The 24,057-nt window shown below is 41.5% G+C and carries 23 protein-coding genes; 4 read left to right on the plus strand and 19 right to left on the minus strand.

Annotation, left to right across the window (positions count from 1 at the left end; translation table 11 throughout):
* Nucleotides 1-384 precede the first annotated feature (384 nt).
* From parC to nudF, 7 genes are all read right to left on the minus strand, one after another.
* Complete coding sequence (gene parC / locus ABIS04_RS16110) at nt 385-2,688, minus strand: DNA topoisomerase IV subunit A (protein ID WP_140235139.1); 2,304 nt, start codon at nt 2,686-2,688, stop codon at nt 385-387.
* Nucleotides 2,688-3,782 carry a sorbosone dehydrogenase family protein gene (locus ABIS04_RS16115; RefSeq protein WP_254693778.1) on the minus strand — a complete coding sequence of 365 codons (1,095 nt, stop codon included), beginning with the start codon at nt 3,780-3,782 and terminating at the stop codon, nt 2,688-2,690. Before ABIS04_RS16115 ends, parC begins: the two co-directional genes overlap by 1 nt.
* 106 nt (nt 3,783-3,888) lie before the next feature.
* Nucleotides 3,889-5,775: a DNA topoisomerase IV subunit B gene (parE, locus tag ABIS04_RS16120; protein ID WP_137225437.1), complete on the minus strand. Its 1,887-nt coding sequence runs from the start codon at nt 5,773-5,775 to the stop codon at nt 3,889-3,891.
* 70 nt (nt 5,776-5,845) lie between these two features.
* Nucleotides 5,846-6,418, minus strand: coding sequence for a YqiA/YcfP family alpha/beta fold hydrolase (locus tag ABIS04_RS16125; RefSeq protein ID WP_137225435.1), 573 nt, complete (start codon nt 6,416-6,418; stop codon nt 5,846-5,848).
* A gap of 63 nt (nt 6,419-6,481) precedes the next feature.
* A complete protein-coding gene (cpdA, locus tag ABIS04_RS16130; RefSeq protein WP_137225433.1) occupies nt 6,482-7,321 on the minus strand; it encodes a 3',5'-cyclic-AMP phosphodiesterase in 840 nt (279 codons plus the stop codon).
* Between the two features lie 35 nt (nt 7,322-7,356).
* Nucleotides 7,357-7,794 (minus strand): DUF1249 domain-containing protein, encoded by a 438-nt coding sequence (locus ABIS04_RS16135; protein WP_350431708.1) that lies wholly within the window; start codon nt 7,792-7,794, stop codon nt 7,357-7,359.
* A 38-nt stretch (nt 7,795-7,832) separates the two neighbouring features.
* Nucleotides 7,833-8,459: an ADP-ribose diphosphatase gene (gene nudF, locus ABIS04_RS16140; RefSeq protein ID WP_350431709.1), complete on the minus strand. Its 627-nt coding sequence runs from the start codon at nt 8,457-8,459 to the stop codon at nt 7,833-7,835.
* A 457-nt stretch (nt 8,460-8,916) separates the two neighbouring features.
* Between nudF and tolC the strand changes: the two genes are divergently transcribed.
* Nucleotides 8,917-10,221, plus strand: a complete 1,305-nt coding sequence (tolC, locus tag ABIS04_RS16145) for an outer membrane channel protein TolC (protein WP_350431710.1) — start codon at nt 8,917-8,919, stop codon at nt 10,219-10,221.
* A gap of 61 nt (nt 10,222-10,282) precedes the next feature.
* On the opposite strand, the gene ABIS04_RS16150 is transcribed toward tolC, so the two are convergent.
* The 3 genes from ABIS04_RS16150 to ABIS04_RS16160 are packed head-to-tail and all read right to left on the minus strand — an operon-like array spanning nt 10,283 to nt 12,492.
* Nucleotides 10,283-11,017 (minus strand): TIGR04219 family outer membrane beta-barrel protein, encoded by a 735-nt coding sequence (locus ABIS04_RS16150; RefSeq protein ID WP_140235638.1) that lies wholly within the window; start codon nt 11,015-11,017, stop codon nt 10,283-10,285.
* A gap of 2 nt (nt 11,018-11,019) precedes the next feature.
* Complete coding sequence (locus ABIS04_RS16155) at nt 11,020-11,991, minus strand: DUF2333 family protein (RefSeq protein WP_137225425.1); 972 nt, start codon at nt 11,989-11,991, stop codon at nt 11,020-11,022.
* Nucleotides 11,992-12,003: 12 nt separating this feature from the next.
* Nucleotides 12,004-12,492, minus strand: a complete 489-nt coding sequence (locus ABIS04_RS16160) for a copper chaperone PCu(A)C (RefSeq protein WP_137225423.1) — start codon at nt 12,490-12,492, stop codon at nt 12,004-12,006.
* Nucleotides 12,493-12,527: 35 nt separating this feature from the next.
* Here ABIS04_RS16160 and ABIS04_RS16165 point away from each other — a divergent pair, with 35 nt between their 5' ends.
* Nucleotides 12,528-13,265, plus strand: coding sequence for an enoyl-CoA hydratase-related protein (locus ABIS04_RS16165; protein ID WP_137225421.1), 738 nt, complete (start codon nt 12,528-12,530; stop codon nt 13,263-13,265).
* 70 nt (nt 13,266-13,335) lie between these two features.
* Here the strand turns inward: ABIS04_RS16165 and ABIS04_RS16170 are convergent, their stop codons facing one another.
* The 3 genes from ABIS04_RS16170 to dusA form a co-directional block, all read right to left on the minus strand.
* Entirely contained in the window at nt 13,336-13,536 is a 201-nt protein-coding gene (locus tag ABIS04_RS16170; RefSeq protein ID WP_350431711.1) for a PspC domain-containing protein, read from the minus strand.
* A gap of 185 nt (nt 13,537-13,721) precedes the next feature.
* Nucleotides 13,722-14,027, minus strand: coding sequence for a hypothetical protein (locus tag ABIS04_RS16175; RefSeq protein WP_140235144.1), 306 nt, complete (start codon nt 14,025-14,027; stop codon nt 13,722-13,724).
* A 514-nt stretch (nt 14,028-14,541) separates the two neighbouring features.
* A complete protein-coding gene (gene dusA / locus ABIS04_RS16180) occupies nt 14,542-15,576 on the minus strand; it encodes a tRNA dihydrouridine(20/20a) synthase DusA (protein ID WP_350433463.1) in 1,035 nt (344 codons plus the stop codon).
* A gap of 98 nt (nt 15,577-15,674) precedes the next feature.
* Between dusA and ABIS04_RS16185 the strand changes: the two genes are divergently transcribed.
* Nucleotides 15,675-16,733, plus strand: a complete 1,059-nt coding sequence (locus tag ABIS04_RS16185) for a site-specific integrase (protein WP_350431712.1) — start codon at nt 15,675-15,677, stop codon at nt 16,731-16,733.
* Nucleotides 16,733-17,869, plus strand: coding sequence for a hypothetical protein (locus tag ABIS04_RS16190; protein WP_350431713.1), 1,137 nt, complete (start codon nt 16,733-16,735; stop codon nt 17,867-17,869). Before ABIS04_RS16185 ends, ABIS04_RS16190 begins: the two co-directional genes overlap by 1 nt.
* Here the strand turns inward: ABIS04_RS16190 and ABIS04_RS16195 are convergent.
* From ABIS04_RS16195 to ABIS04_RS16220, 6 genes are read right to left on the minus strand one after another with little or no spacing between them, the layout of a single operon-like run.
* Nucleotides 17,866-18,078 carry a hypothetical protein gene (locus ABIS04_RS16195; protein WP_350431714.1) on the minus strand — a complete coding sequence of 71 codons (213 nt, stop codon included), beginning with the start codon at nt 18,076-18,078 and terminating at the stop codon, nt 17,866-17,868. The two genes, ABIS04_RS16190 and ABIS04_RS16195, sit on opposite strands and share 4 nt — an antisense overlap.
* A 55-nt stretch (nt 18,079-18,133) precedes the next feature.
* A complete protein-coding gene (locus ABIS04_RS16200) occupies nt 18,134-19,915 on the minus strand; it encodes a hypothetical protein (RefSeq protein WP_350431715.1) in 1,782 nt (593 codons plus the stop codon).
* Nucleotides 19,912-20,196, minus strand: coding sequence for a hypothetical protein (locus ABIS04_RS16205; protein ID WP_350431716.1), 285 nt, complete (start codon nt 20,194-20,196; stop codon nt 19,912-19,914). Before ABIS04_RS16205 ends, ABIS04_RS16200 begins: the two co-directional genes overlap by 4 nt.
* Nucleotides 20,189-21,187 (minus strand): hypothetical protein, encoded by a 999-nt coding sequence (locus ABIS04_RS16210; RefSeq protein WP_350431717.1) that lies wholly within the window; start codon nt 21,185-21,187, stop codon nt 20,189-20,191. Before ABIS04_RS16210 ends, ABIS04_RS16205 begins: the two co-directional genes overlap by 8 nt.
* 30 nt (nt 21,188-21,217) lie before the next feature.
* Nucleotides 21,218-23,629 carry a hypothetical protein gene (locus ABIS04_RS16215; RefSeq protein WP_350431718.1) on the minus strand — a complete coding sequence of 804 codons (2,412 nt, stop codon included), beginning with the start codon at nt 23,627-23,629 and terminating at the stop codon, nt 21,218-21,220.
* Nucleotides 23,630-23,663: 34 nt separating this feature from the next.
* Nucleotides 23,664-24,041, minus strand: a complete 378-nt coding sequence (locus ABIS04_RS16220) for a hypothetical protein (protein WP_350431719.1) — start codon at nt 24,039-24,041, stop codon at nt 23,664-23,666.
* Nucleotides 24,042-24,057: the final 16 nt, after the last annotated feature.

The following is a 24,057-nucleotide window of genomic DNA, read 5'->3' on the forward strand; positions in this document are numbered from 1 at the left end:
AGACTTTGTGATGTAGTTATTCTACATAAAAAGTCGATAACGTAGTAAAAATGACCAACAAACGCTGCCCGAAGGGTTCGGCTAAAAACGTTTTACTCTTTGTTGAGCGAATTTAGCTTAGATTGCTAGGCAGCAATCCGCTCGCCTCGATTAAAACGTTTTTATCTCGAACAAAATTTAACCTGCAAAGATCAACAGACCCTAGCCTCTTGTTAATAAAAAAAGCTGCTCATGTGAGCAGCTTTTTTGCTCATTTTTTATCGGCTTACCAGTCCAACACCATCTGGACAAGTAAGCACATCGTAAAGATATTCACACAATATTAACGTTAAAAATAATATTGGTGCAATCGCATAGAATCACAATCACACCCTAGATAAACAATTAATCTAACGTATCAGTAGAACCATCTACAGCTGACTCGCTGTCGTCGTAAACACCATCGACATCAACACTATCAACCCGTTGCAAGCCTCTTGGCAGTTTAGCTCCCCGACGCCCGCGTTCACCTCTATAATGCTCTAGATCGCTTGGTTTCAAGGTTAATTTACGTTTACCCGCCCATAAAGTAACAGATGCATCTTGAGGTACCACACTTAGGTGCAATAATATTTCCTCACGATTTTTAGCCCGATCTGTCGGAATACCAATGATTTTATTGCCTTTACCTTTTGATAACTGCGGTAAAGCATCAAGATTAAACATTAACATGCGCCCCTCTGAGGTGATTGCTAATAAAGATTGATCTGCGGCTTTGTTAATTAATTTGGGTGACAACACAAGTGCATTTGTTGGCAAGTTTAGCAGCGCCTTACCCGCTTTATTACGGCTGATCAAATCAGGATAAGCACAAATAAACCCATAACCTGCATCGGTTGCCAACAAGAAAAATTGCTCATCGGCACCCATTAATACATGTTGCATAGTCGCGCCTGGCGCCATATTAAAGCGTGTGGTAATTGGTTCACCTTGGCTTCGTGCCGACGGTAATGTGTGGCTGTCTGTCGCAAATGCGCGACCAGTGGAGTCAATAAATACCGCGGCTTGATTACTCTTACCAATGGCGCTGCATAAGTAACTGTCTCCCGACTTGTACGACAAGCCCTCAACATCAACATCATGACCTTTAGCACAACGTACCCAGCCTTTATCTGACAACACTACAGTGACAGACTCTGTTGGGGTTAATTCTTGCTCAGTCAGTGCTTTGGCATCAATACGTTCAATAATAGGTGAACGACGATTATCACCATAATTATCGCCATCTTGGATCAATTCTTTCTTTACCAAGGTTTTTAAACGACGGTCTGAGCTTAATAACAATTCTAATTTGTCACGTTCTGCGGCTAACTCGTCTTGCTCGGCTTTGATCTTAAATTCTTCAAGCTTAGCTAGATGACGTAATTTTAATTCTAAAATGGATTCAGCTTGTTTATCAGACAAGTTAAACCGTGACATCAATTCGGCTTTCGGTTCATCGTTAAAACGAATAATTTCGATCACTTCGTCAATATTTAAAAAAGCTACCATTAGGGCTTCTAAAATGTGTAAACGAGCTAACACTTTATCAAGCCTATACTGCAAGCGACGTGTAACGGTTGTCATACGGAACTCTAACCATTCAGTTAGCAGCGTTTTTAAACCTTTAACTTGTGGACGGCCATCGAGCCCCAATACGTTTAGATTCACTCGGAAGCTTTTTTCAAGATCTGTCGTGGCAAATAAATGGGTCATTAATTGATCACAATCAATACGATTTGACCGAGGCACAATCACTAACCGAACGGGATTTTCATGATCAGACTCATCACGTAAATCAGACACCATCGGCAATTTTTTTGCCTGCATTTGATTGGCGATTTGCTCTAAAATTTTACCGCTACTGGCTTGATGCGGTAATGACGTGATAAGGATCTCGCCCTGCTCTTCACGATAAACAGCACGCATTTTAATTGAACCACGCCCAGTATCATAAATCCGCTCAATATCTGCTTTTGGGGTAATAATTTCGGCTTCTGTTGGATAATCAGGACCAGGCACTAACTCCATTAATCGCGCTAAATCTGTTTTAGGGTTATCAATAAGCTCAACACAGGCTGACACTAACTCACGAACGTTATGTGGTGGAATGTCTGTTGCCATACCCACAGCTATACCGGTAATACCATTAAGCAAAATATGCGGTAATCGTGCTGGTAAGGTTTTAGGTTCCTTCATGGTGCCATCAAAGTTAGGGCTCCAGTCGACGGTACCTTGACCTAATTCCGACAGTAACACTTCAGAGAATTTTGATAATCTGGCTTCGGTATAACGCATTGCCGCAAATGACTTAGGATCATCTGGCGCCCCCCAGTTACCTTGACCATCGACGAGTGGATATCGATAAGAAAATGGCTGCGCCATTAACACCATGGCTTCATAACATGCGCTATCACCATGTGGATGATACTTACCTAAAACGTCACCGACAGTACGGGCAGATTTTTTATGTTTAGATTGTGCAGATAAGCCTAATTCGCTCATGGCATAAATAATACGGCGTTGGACGGGTTTTAAGCCATCGCCAATATGCGGTAAGGCACGATCCATAATCACGTACATGGAATAATTTAAATAAGCCTCTTCGGTAAAGCGCCTTAGCGGCATTTGCTCTACCCCATCAAGACTTAATTCAATCGCATCACTCATTATTTCATTTCCTGTGATTGTTCAGGTGCGTTATAAAACAGACGGTAAATATTACCTTTTAGGTCATCTGAAATGTACATAGCACCATCTGGCGCATTAATAACATCAAACGGACGTGCAACCGGAAACTCTCCATCTAAAAAGCTCACCACGGTTTCACGTTTAATAACCTTTTCATCTTTAATATCAAGCATCACAATTTGATAGCCGACTTTACTTGAGCGGTTCCACGAGCCATTTTCGGCCACAAAAAGCTGTTGATGATAGCGTTGAGGAAATTGCTCACCCCGATAAAAACTTAATCCCGTTGGCGCAACATGTGCTGGTAGTTCAAATTCGGGAACCGTAATATTTAAGTTTTCGGGTTTATCATATGCAGGTTCAACCACATCGGTGCCATGCAAATAAGGAAAACCAAAATGGCTACCTTTAATGTCTACACGATTAATCTCATCTGCAGGAATATTATCACCCATCCAATTACGGCCTAAATCAGCAAACCATAATTTGTTAGTTACAGGTGACCAATCAAAACCGGTAACGCTTCTCAACCCAAAAGCAATTTGTTCACTGGCACCGGTATCGACATTTATAGCCAAAATATTGCCAAATGGCATCGGGGATTCACAGACATTACATGGTGAGCCAATAGCAACATACAGACGTCCGTCAGGGCCAAAGCGCATAGAACGAGTGTATTTTTTATCTAAACTGGGTAAATTAGAATAGACTTCACGCGCTCGACCAGGTCTACGTAATCGAGATTCAATCTCATCAAAACGAATAATGCGATCATCCTCGGTAACGTATAGCGAGCCGTTGTGGAAAGCGACAGCCTCAGGATAATCAAGGCCTTTGGCGATAAGGTAACGCTTATCGACTTGTCCATTTTGATCACTATCGATTAGCGCATACACGGTGCCACTTTTTTGTGAACCAACAAATAAAGTACCGTTATCGCCCACGGTCATTTGCTTAATATCACCTAAATCAGAAGCATATAAGCTTAAACCAAAGCCTTTTGTTACCGTAATTATCACAGATTGTGCTGCTGAAGCAAAAATCGGAAACAAGCCTAAAAAGAGTATTCCCATAAAGGCTAATTTACCGTTATGGTTAACGTAGGATCGCAATCTAATATACTGCATGCTAATTATTCTTTGCCTTATGTTATTTATTTTTATTGGCATTAAAACTCAACTAAAGTAACGCTAAGTCACCTTTGCTTTCTAACCAGCTCTTACGATCCGGAGCACGCTTTTTGGCTAGTAACATATCCATTAATGCCACAGTCTCATCTGCATCATCAATGGTTAATTGTACTAAGCGTCGTGTATTCGGATCCATGGTGGTTTCACGCAATTGCAAGGGGTTCATTTCACCCAGACCTTTAAAGCGAGTCACTTGCACTTTACCTTTCTTATTTTCTGCTGCTATACGATCTAAAATTCCGGATTTTTCGGCCTCATCCAAAGCATAAAAAACTTCTTTACCGACATCAATACGAAATAGTGGCGGCATAGCAATATAGATATGCCCATGATTCACCAATACGCGATAATGCTTTAAAAACAACGCACACAATAGTGTCGCAATATGTAGTCCATCAGAATCCGCATCGGCTAAAATACAAATTTTACCATAACGTAATTCTGAAATATCTTCACTGTCAGGATCGCAACCAATCGCAATCGAAATATTATGCACCTCTTGCGAACCTAACACTTGTGAGGCATCTACTTCCCACGTATTTAAAATTTTGCCTCTTAATGGCATAATCGCTTGAAATTCTCGGTCTCGAGCTTGTTTGGCACTACCACCAGCAGAGTCACCTTCCACTAAAAATAATTCACCACGCATAGGGTCTTGGCCACTACAATCCGTTAACTTGCCTGGTAGTGCAGGGCCTGAGGTGACTTTTTTACGCGCGACTTTCTTGGCTGCTTTTAAGCGACGCAGTGCATTACCAATACACAGTTCTGCCAACTGCTCGGCTAATTCTGTATTGGAATTTAACCATAAAGAAAATGCATCTCGTGCAATGCCTGCCACAAATGCAGAACTTTGACGACTAGAGAGTTTTTCTTTGGTTTGCCCAGAAAATTGTGGGTCTTGCATTTTTATCGATAAGATAAACGCTGCACGATCCCAAATGTCATCGGGCGATAATTTAATTCCTCGAGGAACAAGATTACGGAATTCACAAAACTCACGCATAGACTCAAGTAAACCTTGTCTAAAGCCATTGACATGAGTACCACCTAATGGAGTTGGTATTAAGTTGACGTAGCTTTCACTTAAACTGTCACCACCTTCAGGTAACCAAGTAATCGCCCATTCAGCGGCTTCTAACTTGCCTTTAAAACTGCCAACAAACGGCTCTTCTGGTAATAAAACCGAGTCTTTTATGGCTTCTTTAAGGTAATCGGTTAAGCCACTTTCATAGAACCACTCATGTACTTCACCATTTTGCTTATTGGTAAATTTGATCCGCAAACCAGGACATAATACCGCTTTCGCCCGTAGGATATAAATTAACTTACTGACAGAAAAATTGGGTGAATCAAAATAACTGGTATCGGGCCAAAAATGCACTCGAGTCCCGGTATTACGACGTCCACATGTACCCGTAACAACCAACTCTTCAACTTTGAAGCCGTTTTCAAATGCCATGTCATACACTTGAGCATCTCGGCGAACCGTAATTTCTACTCGGGTGGATAAGGCGTTAACAACTGAAATACCTACGCCATGTAAACCACCTGAAAACTGGTAGTTTTCATTGGAAAACTTACCACCTGCATGCAGTTTAGTTAGAATAAGTTCAACTCCAGGAATGCCTTCTTCTGGATGAATATCCACAGGCATACCACGGCCATCGTCGGTCACTTCTAGGGAGTTGTCAGCATGAAGTACAACGTCAATTTTAGTCGCGTGCCCCGCCAATGCTTCATCAACACTATTATCAATGACTTCTTGCCCAAGATGGTTAGGTCTAGAAGTATCGGTATACATGCCTGGACGGCGTTTTACCGGGTCAAGTCCATTGAGGACCTCAATAGCATCAGAAGTATATTGGTTGGTCATAATCCACACATTTGGAGTTAAATAGAGCCAAAGTTAGCCCAAATTGATCGTTGTTTGTAACGGTATAAGGTTACAACTGAATAAATTTACATATTTTGTCTAATTGTTGTTCATAACCGACAAAACTGTGGTCGCCTTTCGGCTCTAAATGTAATTCACAGCTATGGTATTTATGTAGCGCTTGTCGATAATCTAACACTTCGTCACCAGTTTGCAACAGCACAAGAAAACGATCTGGATGTCGGATCACATGAGTATTAAACGTAGCGACATCATTTTGATGTATCGGCAACACCTGATAATGTTCGTTAGTATAAGGATTATATTGGGGTCCGATAAACTGTTCAAATAATTCGAACGGTTTTACCGCAGGATTCACCAAAACGGCTTTTCCACCATACATTTCAGCTAAATAACTCGCAAAATAACCGCCTAATGATGAACCGATAAAGCGTAATACCTGCCCTTGCTGTTTAGCTTGTTCAGTAATGTTGCACAATAATGTCATTGCTGCGATGGGTGAAGAAGGTAATTGTGGTTGGTAAAAATCGACTTGTGGATAATGTTGCTGAATATAGTGTGCGGTTTGAACGGCCTTGTCTGACCGCGGAGAGCTATTAAAACCATGTATATAAAGCAGCATATTCCCTCGCGAGACGATTAAGTAGCACTAAACGTCCCTTACAAAATAAGATGACGCGCTAAACTAGTATCCGCTGGCCTCATTATCAGGTGCAAATCGATTTCCTGGCACACGGTACACGTTAGTACGAATGCTACCATCGCATGCCAACTCCAGCAAACGATAACCGGGTTGAAGATTATCTAATGCAAAATACGATGAAGCCGGTTTGAACTGAATGCAGGTTGATGGCGTCGCCATTAATGGAATAGGACCATGCGCTCCAAAATGAACATTATCCACTTGTTGATGTACATGCCCCCAAAGAACTCCTTTCACTTGCGGATAGCGACTTGTTCGTTGCAAAAAGTCTTCACCATTCATCATGCAATGCTGATCTAACCAAGCACACTGCATTAATATAGGATTATGATGCATCACTAACAACACATGCTTATTCGGTTCATCCTTAATTGCAGCATCTATCAAGGCAAACTGTTGTTCGCCCATATAGCCGCCAGGTTTACCTCGAACAGTAGAATCAAGCATGAGTATCAACCAATTACCAATAATGACTCTTTGTTGGCCAAAGATCTGCTCACCTTGCATACGCAAGCTCATCAACCTTGGGTCATCATGATTACCGGGTAGATAGTGGCAAGGCAGATTTAACATCTCAATTTTTTCAACAAAGTGTTGATAGGACTCAGGGGAGTAATCTTGACTAATATCGCCAGTTGCCAACAAAATATTAGCGGGATATTGGGTTGCGATGAACGTATTCAGAACAGCTTGGAGACTTTGTGCCGTATTCACACCCAGTAATTGACCTTCAGGATCGGCAAAAAGATGCGGATCGGTCACTTGGACTAATCGCACGGGTTCATTTTCAGCAATAGAATAATGGACTGCTTCTTTAAGCACTAAAAATTCCTAACCTGGTATAAATAATAAAAAAGCTATGATTGGTAAGTCACACTCAGAGACCCAATCTTCAACAGCTCTTCAAGGAATGCATTCACCTGAAATTTTTCATCGCTATGATGCATATGTATATTCGGGTAATCATACACGGGCTTTAAACGATAAATCTGTTGGCTAGTTAACACTTCTGCTAATTGTGCATCATGATAGACACGGACAATTACTTTGGGAGATTTAAAAAAATGTCCATTTGGGATTGGACGTGATATTTCAACTAACTGAGTATACTTAGTATTTTCAATTAGATTAATTGACAACATTCCGAATTTGCCATTAATTTGCCAAGGTTCGTTAACATTGATTTGCTCGGGTAACCATTTTAAAATATGCGCATAATTTCGACCACAGACAGCTAAAAAATCACTGACATTAGGTTGGTATTTTTGCTTTTTATTTAGGATAAACTTTGCCACTCAATCATTCCTACCTTACTCATTATCACGTTCAATAACTAAAGTGTGTCACGAATTTTTTGGTAATTTAGCATCAACCATTGGATGCCTAATACCGTCGCGGCATTATCGATACGACCATTATTAATCCATTCATAAGCTTGTTGCCTGCTCACTACATGTACACGAATATCTTCATTTTCATGTTCAAGACCATGTATTCCGCCGGCATTGGTTGTATCAACATGCCCCAAAAACAAGTAAAAACGCTCAGTTGTGCCACCAGGACTAGACAAGTAACTGTTTATATAGGTTAAATCCAATAAACTTAATCCAGTCTCTTCGGCTAATTCACGTTCAGCGACTTGTTCAGGTAATTCGCCGGGCGCTATCATACCTGCCACCAATTCAAGAAGCCAGATTGATTTAGTAGTTACTAATGCAGGAACCCTAATTTGTTCGATTAACACGACCTCATCACGAACCGGATCATAAGGCACCACCACCACGGCATTGCCTCTTTCAAAAACTTCGCGAGTGACTTCGCCGCTCCAGCCACCTTTAAATAATTTATGTTTAAAGGTGTATTCTTCCAACTGGAAAAAACCTTTGTACAACAATTTCTTGGATATCAAACTGAAACCAGAGTCAGCATCAAAGGTAGTTATAGTAGATTGCTCAGACATATTTATCCTTGTCGATTAAAACGTAAGCAGTATATTCATTTTAACAGTTCAAATTAGCATAATTAATAACTAAGCATTTGACACTACAGATGCAAAAGTCAGCTGAAAAAAAATAAAATCTGTTACACTTCAAATTTGACTTGAAAATGAAAAAATCACTACTATTAAGTAAAGTTATAAGTAATGTAATAAGTCAGTAGTGTAACAAATGCAGTAAACACTTTAGTGGTTAGTAATTAATCATCAGTAGTAATGATGCAGTAAGCTGTTAGTCATCGATATTGAATGACTATATATCTGTAAAAAACTGGGCATACTCATTAAACAAGCAAGTTAACACTGATTGCCGCGTTGATATTGTAAATATGATAAATCATTAATTTAGCGCAGGGCATGAAAAAATTTATTAGTTAATCAACACCTCATTTTACCGAGGAATTGTCTAAAAGGGCAGCAAATGAAATTCAAAATTGGTTCATTATACGCAGCACTAGCATTTGCTATTGCAGCACCAGCGGCGCAAGCTGATGATTTACTTCAAATTTATCAACAAGCACTCACTAGCGACCCTATTGTTTTACAAGCTAAAGCACAACGTGATGCATTATATGAAAGTATTGAAGAAAACCGCGCACCGTTACTGCCAACGGTCAGTGCCAGTGTTGGCTATGCTAAATCTTGGTATGACCCAAGCAACTCAAGTAACAGTGAAACAGTTATCAGTGGTGTTAGCCTAAGCCAAGTCATTTACAATCATAGCGCGTGGGTTGGTTTAACATTAGCTGAAATGGCGGCATCGCAAGCAGATTCTGTTTATGCATCAACATTACAGTCACTTATTACTCGTGTCACTACCGCGTATTTTAATGTATTAACGGCCAAAGATAACTATGAATTCCAAGGTGCTGAAAAAGCAGCAATTGAACGCCAGCTTGAACAAACTAAACAACGGTTTGCTGTAGGCTTAACTGCTATTACTGATGTTCATGAAGCACAAGCTCAATATGACTTAGCCTCTGCAGTAGAAATTCTAGCACTGAATACCTTAGACAATAGCTATGAAGCGTTACGCGAAATTACCGGAATAGATCATAAGTCGATTAATATTCTTGATACTGACCGTTTTTCGGCAGGAAAGCCTTCACCGGCCTTATCATCTGATTGGTTGAAAATGGCTGAAAACAGTAGCATTGATTTAATGACTCAACGTATCGGAAAAGATATCGCCAACGAAACCATTAGCTTATACAAAGCTGGCCACATGCCATCATTAAGCCTTAGCGCTGGTTATGATAATACCTCAGTACTTAACCCTGGTTCTGATTATAATACAACGTCTGTAGGTGTGACGTTAAGTATCCCTATTTTTGAAGGTTTTTCTGTGACATCACAGGTTAAGCAGGCACAATTTGCGTATGTTGAAGCAAGCGAGAAGCTAGAACAAACTCATCGTAGTGTGACCAAAAATATACGTAACAACTTTAACAATGTTAATGCGTCTATCAGCTCAATCAAAGCCTATGAGCAGTCAGTTATTTCATCTGAAAGTGCGTTAAAAGCGACTCAAGCTGGATTTGAAGTCGGTACTCGTACTATTGTTGACGTATTAAACCGTACTCGTGATTTATACGATTCAAAGCGTCAACTATCTGAAGCCCGCTATGGCTATATCAATTCTATTTTAGCGCTGAAACAGGCGGCAGGTACGTTAAACGAAGATGATATCATCTCAATTAACAATGGATTAATTACTCAACAGTAATGATTCTTCGCCCACAAAAAAAACCGCCATTTGGCGGTTTTTTCATTCACATTATGCGGTGTTAGAAAACTAATTCAACGCCAGCAAATGCACCTTTAAAACTTGTATTTTGTGATACATCAGAAAAGTTGCTCACATCAAAGTTAAACTCACGGTAACCAACACGGATAGAAGTATCAACAGCTAATCCATCAAACTGCCACCCTAAACCAGCACCATAGTCATATACGTTAGATTCATCTATGCCTAACAACACATCAGCAAAACCAAACAAACCTAAACCAACCATGCCAACTTGTGCACTGGCATAACCCATCACAACGCCGCTGTCGATATCCACTTCTTCAGGATGACCAGCATCATTAACACGTAATGAGCCACTCATTAACTTGTATGCAGCGCCTAAATCAACTGACACTAAATCATTATCAAGAATTTCGTAGTACAACATAAAGTCTGTATTATTTAAGTCATTGGTAACTGATACATCGCCAGAAAAATAGTTACCATTAAAGGTAAAGTCAGCGTTACTAATGTCCGAACTCGATTCGAGCGAATTCTGACGAATTTTAACATTCGGTACAAACGGAAGTGGATGCTCAATAGCAAACCATATACTGCCTTGTGCTGAATCATCATCAAAACTGTGAGCAACACCGCTATCATCATTAAATGAATTTGTAGTGTCGGCCTGCCAATAATCAGCGCCGACTTTAAAACCTAATACAGTTGCCGCATGAGCCGATGACATACTTAAAAGGCCCACGACAGCTGTGGCAAGAAGAGTCTTTTTCATCATTATCCCTGTGAGAGTAAATTAGTTAAATCAATTACCGCGGCATTTGCACGCGAAATATAATTAGCCATCACCAACGAGTGATTAGCGACTAAACCAAAACCATTTCCATTAAGAACCAAAGGGCTCCAAACTGTTTGCTGAGTAGCTTCAAGTTCACGAATAATTTGACGTAAACTGACCTCAGCGTTTTTCTTTTCTAAAACGTCGGCAAAATCAATTTCAATTGCTCGCATAAAATTCAATAATGCCCAAGCAGAACCACGGCTTTCATAAAATACATCGTCTATTTTCCACCAGCCAGTTTTAATTTCATTACTTGATAAACCAGGTGTAGATTGACGCGCAGAGTTATCACCTGCTAAATCAGTATTTAATCGTTCTTGGCCCACACTGGCAGATAAATGTTGCGACATACTGCCTAAGCGTTTCTGAACTTCTTTCAACCATTCATTCAGATTATCTGCACGAGCATAAAACTGAGCATTATTGTTGTTAGCATCACTGATTTTAGCACGATAAAGTTTCAATAATTTAATCGCATCGCGATACTCACCTTCAGCACTTGGCACCAACCAACTAGTATGACCAATGTTTAGTTTAGAATGTGCAGCGAGTAAATCAGCATCAGCAGTCGACTGCGACTGTGAACGGCTAAACTCTTTACGCATCGTTAATGCTAAATCACGTACTTGCTCTAGTGCCCCAAACTCAAATGCAGGCATATTATCCATCATTACCGACGGAGGCATAATATCATTTGATAGCCAACCACCTGGTTTATCCAGCAAGGTTTCCATGGTGGTAATAAGTGACGTTGTGGTCGCATAACCCACAATGACGTTACCGTTATCGGCTTGCGACGATACCGGTTTAATGGGATCGGGTTCAATACTCCACCACACACTCACAAAGTAAAGTACTAAAAAAAGCACCCCAACCACGCTTAAAATTTTATTCCTTGTTATTTGCATCAATATTGCTCCTTAATGATGGTGATGATGCTCTGCATGTTCATCATGATCAGTACCGGCTTGTTTAAGCACCATAAGCTCAATCATAAGATGCTGACCATCTTCAAAAATTAATTCTAAAGGGACTTTATCATTAACAGCCAATGGTGCGGTTAACGACAATAACATCACATGATTGCCCGTAGGTTGAAGCGTTAACGAACCGTGAGACGGTATTATAAACCCTTCAACTTGACGCATTTTAACCATGCCATCTTCTTCAACAATGGTATGTAACTGTGCTACTTTTGCCGCACTGGTCTTCACTTCAACTAACTTAACATCGCTGTTGTTATGATTTTCTAACGTAAAATAAGCGGCAGTATTAGGCACACTCGCAGGCATAGCTCTAACATGTCCATCAACCAAAACAACATTAGCACTGGCCGCGAATGATATTGATGATAACACTAAAAAGTTAAACAGATGTTTGAATATTGCTTTCAATGTCTTAAACTCCATGTAATGTCACTCGCATTCACTTAAGGAAGCTACGAATGAGTTATATTCAGGTAAGAGATGATCAAGGCGTGCGTATCATCAGTTTTAATCGTCCAGAAAAGCGCAATGCCTTTAATCTAGAAATGTATCAGCAATTCACAGAATACCTGATCCAAGGTGAAGCCGACAATGATATTCGTGCCTTTATGTTTCACGGTACCGAAAACTGCTTTAGCTCTGGCAATGATATCGTCGATTTTCTACAAAGTGGTGCGTTAGATGATAATCATCCAACCGTTAAATTCTTGTTTTGTTTATTAGATCTTAAAAAGCCTGTAGTGGCTGCAGTAACCGGAGCCGCGGTGGGAATAGGGACAACATTGCTGTTGCACTGTGACTTAGTATACGCCGACAATAGGGCAAAATTCCAAATGCCTTTTGTGAATTTAGCTCTGGTACCAGAAGCCGCTTCAAGCATATTGTTACCATTAATCGTGGGTCAACAAAAAGCGGCTGAACTTATTTTACTTGGCGAAGCCTTTGATGCAGAGATGGCTGAAAAATTAACCATTATTAACCGCGTGGTTGCCCAAGACGAGCTCATTAGCTTCAGTCTAGCGCAAGCAAAAAAATTGGCAGCTCTACCACCGTTATCTATGCAAGCATCAAAACGGCTTTTACGTCATAACCTAGCAGAAGTTAAAGCTCAGATGAAATTAGAAATAGTTGAATTTTCTAAACGCTTACAAAGTGATGAAGCAAAACAACGCTTCCAAGCTTTCTTAAAAAAATAGTGACATACATCAATGTAACCTGTCTACGGGGTAATCAATGTACCCCCGCTTATCCATTACTGGGCAAGTCTTAAAATCGAGATGTTTTTTGGCTCATCACCACGGCAATCACAAAGTATGCAAGTAAACTAATACTTGGATTGGTTAGCACTAGCCCAACCGTTACCACACGAGTCCAAAGTAATGACCAATCGTATTGTTTCGCTAATTTAGCCGATACGCCACACACGATTCGAGTTTCATCTTGTAATCTATTGATTAAACAGTTCATATTACCCTCTAATATTTAATAAAAATTATTCTAAAAAAAAGCAATGATTTAAGATTAAGCTTGGCCATTAATGCTTGGCCATAACAGCCAGCTGACTAACATCGCACACAATCCAAAACTGATAACTGGCAATAACAATAACGACATTAATGGCAGCACCAAGCCTATATTCATCGCCCAATCCATTACTTATTTTCAGCAGCTACTGTGGTACTTATTTGTGGTTGTTCAAAGCTAGCAAACTCTAGTGCCGAATTAATTTCAAAAACTTGTTCAGCTATTTGGGTTTGCAACGACAGCATTAACTCTTGCTTCACATTTGAAATCATCTCTTGGCTCGCTTGCGTCATATTCTGCTCTAGTGCAGCGACCGTATTAGAGATTGAAATTTCATCTGCTTGTGCCGAAACACTGGCGGTAACCAATAATGCAGCTGCAATTGATAATTGAACACTACGGCGAATCACGTTGGTTGAAGTTAATGTAGACATAATGGCATCCTTTCTTGTGTTGGTTATTGGCAACTAAACACCCGTCTAGTTGATTACACAATAGGTATTACAAGCTACGTGCCAACTTTAACAATCAACTATAACCATATAATTAACATGATAAATTTATTAATTTTAGTTTATATAATTGAACTTATTAGTCGAGCAAAAAACCAACAGATAGTAAAATTCACCATATCATTGGTGAAAATGACCAGCCGTTTTTGTTATCTATGATAGAAATGACAAAAAATAGAAATATACAGTGAAATATCACCGAGCTTGGGGAGGATGATTGAATGAATATCATATTCACTCATTACATAAGCGAATACTTAAATAGCGACTATTTAACCCGTTAAGTATTTTCAAAGAGAGTAATGCAGGGCATAAACTCAAAAAACGCCAAATAAAAAGCACTTATTATTAAGTGCTTTTATATGGTATCTGAGTGTTCAACACAGCGAGGCTTAACTGTAGATCTGCCGCTATCGAGATATATTAAGATAGCGACTTAATGGCATTCATCATTGGCCTGTGCTTCTGCATCGACAAACTCAGCGGCTTTTAGTACAACCCTAATATCAGCATTGGGTTTATGGGCATTTTCACTTAAATGACGACGCCAACCACGCGAACCCGGTAATCCTTGGAATAAACCAATCATATGGCGGGTAATGTGATTTAAACGACCACCTTGGGCTAAATGAGCTTCAATATATGGCAACATTTGTTCAATCACTTGCTGACGAGTGATCACCACTGTATCGAGTCCACACAACTGTTGATCAACTTGTGCCAACATATATGGGTTTTGGTAAGCTTCACGCCCCACCATCACCCCATCTAGCTGGGCTAAATGCAACTTAGATTCTTCAAGGGTTTTAATGCCACCGTTAATGCTAATATTCAAGTGCAGATAATCACGCTTTAACTGATAAACTCGATCATAATCTAGCGGCGGAATTTCACGATTCTCTTTCGGACTTAACCCTTGTAACCAAGCTTTACGCGCATGAATAGTAAATGCACTACAACCTTGAGCGCTCACGGTTTCAATAAAATCAGTTAAAAATAGATAACTGTCTTGCTCGTCAATTCCAATACGGGTTTTAACTGTAATGGGAATATCAGTTACCTGTTTCATCGCATCAACACATTGCGCCACAAGCGCAGGCTCAGCCATTAAACATGCACCAAAACGACCATTTTGCACTCTATCAGATGGACATCCGACATTGAGGTTCACTTCATCATAACCACGTTCAGCAGCCAACTTGGCACACGCCGCTAAATCAACAACATTAGAGCCTCCCAACTGTAACGCCACTGGATGCTCTTGTTCGTTATAAGCTAAATAGTCACCCTTACCTTGCAATATGGCGCCCGTTGTCACCATCTCGGTATACAGCAATGCCTTACTCGACATTAAGCGAGCAAAGTAACGATAATGACGGTCGGTCCAATCCAGCATAGGCGCTATGCTAAACGTTCTATCTAACGTAACCCTTGGTGTATCAGGCTTTATATCAGTATTTAGTAAACTCATCATTCTCACATTTTGGGTTGTTTTTAAACGTTTTTGCACATTTTAAGGTTGTCAGGTATCCTCTGAGGTATCCAAAAATATAGGACTGGGTACCCAAGATGGCCTATTACGTTATCGATCCAAGAACCCGCGCCGATGGCACAATACGTTATAAATGTACTGTAAGGGTCAAGAAAAAAGGCAAGATAGTTTACAGTGATCATAGAACATTTTCAAAGTTAGCACCTGCCGAATCATGGGCTAAACAAGAAGTGGGGAAATTGGAATCAGATGGCATACCAAACCCTAGTTCGGGTGAGCTCCCATTGAGTGAGGTGATTGCCAAATATATTGACGATCCCCACATATCTTTAGGACGAACCAAACTTTATGTGCTTAAGCTTTTAGCTGATAGTGAAATAGGCAAAATCAATATTGTCGATATTCGCTCTCATCATATTGTTGACCATTGTAAAAATAGAATAGATGCGGGTGCTGGGCCATCGACTGTAGCGCATGACGTGAGCTATTTGCGCTGGTGTTTAAAAATGGCTAAGCCTAGCTTTGGATATCCAGTTACTGAGCTTCCTGTTATTGAAGCGTATGAGCTTTTGCACAGCCAAAACTTAATTGGCAAATCTGCGCGGCGTTCGCGTAGGCCAACTGCAGTTGAAATTGAAAAGTTAAAGGTAGGGTTAGAAGAACGTGCCAATAAACAAGCTGCGCATATTCCGTATATTGATTTGCTCGACTTCTCTATTTTAAGTTGTATGCGGGTTGGTGAAGTTTGCCGAATATTATGGGCTGATGTGGATGAAGCACAAAAAGCGGTGATTGTGCGTGACCGTAAAGACCCACGTAAAAAAGCAGGTAATCACATGCTAGTGCCGTTGTTAGGTGGGGCGTGGGAGATATTACAAAAACAACCCCGTAATGATGCACGGGTATTCCCGTTTAATGAAAGGTCTGTTGCTGCAGGTTTTCAGCGGGTGCGTAACGCATTAGGTATTGAGGATTTACGCTATCATGATTTGCGACGTGAAGGTGCTAGCCGGCTATTTGAAAAAGGGTACACTATTGATGAAGTTGCCCAGGTAACAGGCCATAGGAATATTAATACGCTTTGGCAGGTATACACTGAGTTATACCCAAAGCGTCTACATGATAAGGATGTTTAATGAACGTATCGGGCAGTAGTGATAACTTGGGTAAATGGTTAACCGCATTAGCAGCTTTGTGCCTTATCGGGGTTATAGCTGCATTTCTTATCATAGCAACCTACGGGTATCAGATGGGGTGCTTTGCATTCATCGGATTTAATCCAAACAAGTTGACTTGTAAAATATCCACACTGAACGATGACTGGAGCACTTTTAGCTCTTTGCTGTCAGGCTCATTCTCGATGATAGCTGGCCTTGGCACTTTGGGAGTGCTATTAATCAGCATGAAACAATTCAAAGTGCAGCAATCCCAAATTAAACATCAAAATAAACGACAGGAAATCATAGATAAAGAAAATAAAGACAGGGAAATAATACAATTAGAATTTATTAAAAAACAGAAAGATTTATTATCTCTTCAAATAAAGAAAATTAAAATTAGTGAGTTCTTGGATACTTTAGATTCAATAGAGAAAATTTGCGTTGACTATAAGTTTTCCGACAAAATCAATACTTTCGAAAACTTTTTAAAAAATGATGAAAAAAAGGAAATCTTATCGGGAGAGCTATTTGAAATAATTAATACATTTAACATGAAAAAAGAATATGACATAAATGCTATCCATTACTTTTATAAAGCCTTAAGAGAGACATTAAACATAGAATATATTTCAAAACCAAAACTTGGCGACGTATCCGTTTTTCGTTGCCCTATAGGGTTTAACATTCATACCGTCGAGGTATCTATAAATAGATTGAACTCATTGATATACGAAATATCACGACGATTTAAATTTAGACTAGATATCCCAAACATTAATATACCGAAAAACCTAAAACTACACGAAATTATTAGCATAATTGATAAAAGTAAACACTACCAACATATAAGAATAGAAAGTAATCTTAATGGCTATATTCATCTGGTTTTATTTATTTTCGAGATGACTAACTCATCATTAGGTCCACCATATAGAAATTTACTTTCTATAGAGCATCAAATGTATGGCATAGATGATTTTTATAATAATAGATTCACTTTAGAATTCATTAAAAAAGCAAGAATACATATTGATACTTATTGTACTAATTCTGATTTACTTTCTAAATTAAATTCCCATTTGAATAATTTTGCTAGTGAATACAACAATTAAACCTCTATCGCCACAAATACCAAAGCTGGTGCTATCCCTAGCACCCTGCCGTCTTGAACGTAGATGTGATCGCCAACGCTGCCGCTGCCAATGACTCGTTGAGTATGGTTGCTGGCAGTGGTGGCGGTGACGGTTCCGTCGGTGTTTACGGTGTTGATGGTCATGATCAGCCTTGGTTGGGCTAATGATTGTTGTAACTGCTTTAACATTGTCGATCCTTAGATTATCAATTCACTGATTATTAATTCACTGATTTCAATTCACTTACGCTACATGGCGGATCACGGTGATTGATTGGTTGATATCAATTTCACCTTTATCGCTAATCGATGCTGATATTGATGCGCTGTCGCATATTCCTTTAAACACCTCAACACCCTCACGAATACCAATCAACATACCAGGTGTTACTGGCGGTAAGTCGCTCATAATCGGTAGGCCCATGGTGATGTTTAACGTGTTGCCCGTGTCGGCCAGTGCGTTGGTACCGGCTATTCTTGCCGCCTGATTATCAACAATTAACTGAGCGCTGATGTCATCGGTGGCAATGTTACCTGCACTGCCAGTACGTTTCACTTTGGCGCTAATACCTTGTTGTTCACCGCGTAGCCACACCACATTGCACTCGGTGTTGAGTGATTTGGTTTGGCTGTATTGGGTGATCACTGCATCGTGCACGGTTAAGTCTGGCGTTGCCGAATCCATTTGCCACGGTACCGTTGGCCAACGTGGTACCACAGTTAACGTGCGGGTATCGTCATTGCTTAATAACATACAACCCACTTGAGCCACTGCCTCGCTTACGGCTTCAATCGGTGATTTATTACCAACACTGAACGCCCCTGCTGGTACGTTAAAATCAGTGATGCCGTTTAACTGAATTGTCCAATCGGTAAATTGCAGCATGTCGGTAAGTAAACCGTTAAAGCTGCGCGATACCGAGTTGGTATAACTGATATTCAGTAAGTATGGGCTGGCTAATTCAGCGCTGCGGCTGCGACCCGAACCACTGTGGGTTTCGCTGCCAAACACTTTGCTGACACTTAGCTGTTCAACCAGGCAATAAAACTCATAACCGTTAATGCCGATTTTGAGTAATTGGTTTTCAGCGCGGCTGGCATCGATGCGGCTTGAAAAATCAATACTCACCGAACTGGCCCACTGGCCACGGCTGCGGCTGATATTAATATTACTGATCACAATCGGTACGTCATCAGATACACGCACACACGTAATGGTTGGCTGCATTAAATAATACCTGCGCAGTTGTGGTTCAATGGGGGTTTCAAAATCAAGGCTGGGTAAGCTTGGGTTGGCATCGATTAGCCCGCCGCCATCGTCAAAATAACAATAGTTTGGCGATGCAGTAAAACGCAACTGCAAAGGGCTGGTTGAACTGGCCCAAGGCTCACTAAAGCGAATCGTGACTTTGCCCGTAGGTGTTCGATAACGAGTTGAGCAAATCCAACTCGCCGTATGCGGCCCCCATGCAATAGCGGGTTGAGCAACACGAACGTGGCCATAGTAATACGTCACGTTTATTAAATTGCTGCACTCGGTACCATCTGCCCAATCAATTGCCGACTCAATAGCCAGTAAGCTAGGCGCTGTTTGCCAGTTCATGAGCCATTGGTTTTGCTGTTGATTTGGTACCAACCAGGTTAATTCATACTGCTGTTCAACGCTGTCAGCCACAAACCATTGCCACGCATTCGTTACGGTTAATAACGGGTTTACAGCGTATTCAACTGAATAAGCTTGTTGCGTTAGTGGTTTGTATTGCCAATTGAGATTAGTAACGCTATCAATTGCTAAATGAGTAAACCACGCTGCGGTTGTTTCACTCTGCCTTGATTCGCAATAACTGACTAATTGCAATTGATGATCAACACGCACAGGCGGTTGCCAGGTAACACCTAAGTTAATCCCTAGTGATGGCGGGCTAATTGGCGGTGTTGGTGGCTCAACAACTACATCACCACCAAAACGAATTGTGATTGGTGATGTAGCGTTAGGCCAAGGTTGATTGAAGCGTAATTGAATCATGTGTTGGCAACATCAAAAATTTGACCGTCAACACCATCAACCACCGCAGCGTTAAAAGTCCTGTCATCATCAAAAATCATCACTACTAAATTACCACCACTAGTGAAATTATTATTTAAGTGAATAACCGACCTGTCAGCTTTACCAGTGTAAAGCGTTGCCATCGTCTTTCTGTCTAATATTGAAAATCGTTCTGCCTGTGGGTCTAAGTCAAGCTCTAATTTGGCTCTATAAAGCGGAACCAAACTGAGCTTGCTATACTGAAACAAAATATTACTCATGCCAAGTCACCATATTAACTACAACACCTTGTACTGAACCTGTGCTACGCATAACCCAGTGGTCAACCCCAAAGTCAGTTTGTATAACAGGCCACGGTAAATTTTCGCAACGTGGTGACATTGAACAATTCATACCCGCCAACTTGCCACGATAAAGCGGGTAATTCTGACTTTGCCTATAGCTAGCACCGTCAGGGCTAGTATAGAGACTGTTCGGGTATACACTATGAGCAGCAATCAATACAGGGTAGTAAATTCCCAAATTAACATCGCTTACGCCTTGAATTGGGTTCGTATAAAAAACATTGTTAATAACCAAAATTCCATAATCGTCCATCGTGGCGCTACCATCTGTACCTCCAAGTTTTAGTAAAATAGTAGATGCCGAAGATGGTGGTGAACTTATTCTGAACGCTGTATGAAAGCACGAAGACCAGCTTGTAAGTGATGTACCAGTGAAGTCGCCATTTACACTGGTGCTACCAATCGTTATAAACGTGTTTATATCATTCGGTATAAACGGATCAAAGTCACCAACGTATGCCACACTATCATATAGTGAATTATTACCACCCATAACCCCATTGGTCGATAAGATTAAATAGAATGCTCTACTTGTACCAATCACAACCCAACGGTCAAAATTGGAATTATAAGCGTGAATACCTGTGTTGTAGCTTTTATTAAAGAACGTATCTAAACCACTCATGGACACGGCCGACGTTAAACGCATTAATATATTTGCGCTATTTGAACCGTCATGACTCCACATTTGAAAATACCCACCACTACCCTCGGTGGGTGAGTTTCGATAAGCCACCTTTTGAGATACAACATCTTCAAACTCTTTTGTCCAACCAAGTGGCGACTTAGACCCATAACCGTCAACTAAACACTTTTGCAAAATATTAATAATTTCTGATGGTTTAGGTGTGGTCAATTGTGGCGCACCCGCGTCATCCCAACGATAAACCGTTACTGGTAATCCCATAAAACTAACCTCTTACTTTAATTTAGTTTATTACGCTTCATTACCACGGAATGCCAACACGGCTTTGTCGGTGGTGATTTGACTGTGACCGGCTTGCACTGTGCGAATTGGCATGATGGGTTTGGCACTGGCCACGGTGGCAAAGCGGATTGCTTCGCCCGGGTTCCAACCTGCACCGAACGCGCCTGAGCGGATCACAAAATACGGTTGATTCGTTAGCGAGTTAATTGGGGCAAAGTCGTTTAACGTATCACCCGTGGCAATTTGGCCAATGCGCTTACCGACACAACGAAACGCCGTGGTTGAGGTAAGCACTAAGGCCCAATCTTCGTTAACCGCCGCCTGGTTAGTGACTTCAATGGGGATGTCCACCGTATTTAACGTGCCTTGGGCGGAGTCACCGTCTAGGTCCCAGTTGTTTGCCCAGCTGGTCATGTCGCGTACTTTGCCAACTCGGGCTTGTAAATCACCCAATATCTGCACACTGGCCACACTGGCGCCCATTGGATACTCGCGAGTTAACGGCGCTGAAATACTCACTACACCTTCGTTAACTGCCGTGACTAATGCCAACTCGCTGATGGTGTCACTTAAAATAAACGGCGCAGTAAAGCCGCTAAAGTCACTGTTTAGGGTGACAGTGCCGGTGGCATTATCAACCGTAAAGTGGTCGCTGGTTGCGGTCCATAAGCTGGCGCCATTGGCGTCGGTAATATCAACAAAATTAGTGTCGGCACGCACGGTTACTGTGGCACCATTACTTGGGCTCACAATGGCTTGATAATCAGTGTGCGATACCGCCACAGTGCCCCACTGCCTAAATATATTAACCACACCCGCATTGGGAACCCGCAGCGGATTAAGGCCGTAAATATCAGCTGGCGGTAAGTTGCGCACTTGCTCGGTAATGTCGTAACGTAAGGTGCTTAACTTCACCGTTTGGGTGAATGTCATTTCAACCAAATTGTTTACTATGCTGCCGCTAATCCCTGTGCCAGAAATGGTGCCATTGGCATCACTGCTGGCGCTGATTAACACATCACTCACCGTCATCACTTGCACATAAAAGGTGTTTAACACTGGGTCGGTGGCATTAAGCACAAAGGTTGCAACGGTTGTTGACTCAGGCGCTATGACTAAAGCGACAAAGGTTAAGCCGCTCATGCCAGACTCAAGCGTAACGGCACCCGTTTGATAATCGATAATGCCCACACGATATTCAGTAATCGTCGTTGTGAAAAGCACACCTTCACGCTCAATGAACGAAGAATTATTGCCTTGATAAACCACCTTACCCGTTAAGGTGTTGGCGACTAATTCGCGATCTGCAGGGAACGCATCGGCATTGCTGTAGTTTTGATATGCATTGGTTGAGATATAGCCCAAGGTCACTGGGGTGTTAAGGTCTGGCTTGCGCGATAACGTCACACTAATTGAATCACTACTGACCACACTAATAGCATCATCACTGCCGTACTGAATACCGCCAGATGTGTAACTCACCACAGGGGTGTAATCAACTGCAGTGTTAGTACCTTGCAGCACATCAAGTGCCGCAAACTGATAGCTTTGTGCCGCTGTTGCGGTTTGCGATACGGTTTTACGTACCACATCGCCATCACTTATCGATTGACCTGTTTTAATTTGTTCGCTTAACACCACGGGCAATAAGTTTTGCTGTACTGCTTGCACCGCTAAATTTTTGCTGCTGCTCGCGGCGGTTAACTTAGTTACACCGTGAAACGTTAACGGGCTGGCTTCGTTGGTTAAACGCAGCTTAGTGCAGTTACTTTTGCCGTTGATTGTTTCGTTGTACTCAGGGGTAGCAAAATCAATTGGTGGGTCGAATACAATATTGCCATTACTGTTACCTGGTGCATTAGTATCTGTCACCATGGCGTAATGGGTTTTACGTGGCCACTCCACATCTTCGGCGTCTGGGTATTCAACGGTAATCGCAATCACTTGGCCCACACGTAACGTGGTGGTTTTGCGATACTCTTTGCCATCGAACATATACGTAGACTGTAAATAGTCTTTACTAAAGCTGTTTTGATTGGGTAAAAAGCCCGGTGCGCCGTCACGAATTAATGAGCCCGCGGTTACTGATGACTCTAAAATGGCTTTCATTTCAACCATGCGGTCTTCATCGTCTAACGCATCGGCCTCGACTAACAGCATCGACACTAACGCATCAGTGGGCGGTTGGCTAATGTACACATGAGCATCGAGCAAGGTGCCCGTGTCGGTGGTGTCTAATGCTGGGTAACACTTAACTACGTCGAGTGATGATTGCGCGTGGTCAATGTCAGATATCGCAGTAAACAACTCGTTAAGGGTGCCAGACTGCACCGCATTGCGGGTACGTTGGCCGCCTGCATCGTCACTGGTACCGAGCAGTTCTGGCTTGAATATTTTTAAATCATTACGGGTAATGCTCATGGGCCACCTGTGTGTATAAAAAAGCGTGAAAGAGTTACAGCGTTAAAAATCGTAATACCACGTTAGTCAGCAGCGGATACCCGCCTAACTGATCGTCAACGTCATCACCCGTGATCACACTGCTTTGGGTGTTATCCCACATCACATTAATGTCGGTGCCATCGTGATTAACAGTGAACTCGGTAATGGTGCTGGCAGCATGGGCTTGTAACTGCTCAAACTCAGTGCGAAGCATCCAGCCGGCTTTACTGCCCAGCTCTAACGTAAACCCTGCGGGTATGATGGTTTGCTGAATATGCGGAGCACCGTTTAGTGCCCTTGTCATATTGGCCGCGACACGCTGCGTACTATTGCGATTAAGCCAGTGCAACGGCTCGGTTAGCACAATGGTGTCGATAGTGGTGTTGTACATATCGCCTCTTTATTTG

The organism is Shewanella sp. H8 (genome assembly GCF_040285065.1).
GTDB classification, from domain to species: Bacteria; Pseudomonadota; Gammaproteobacteria; order Enterobacterales; family Shewanellaceae; genus Shewanella; species Shewanella polaris.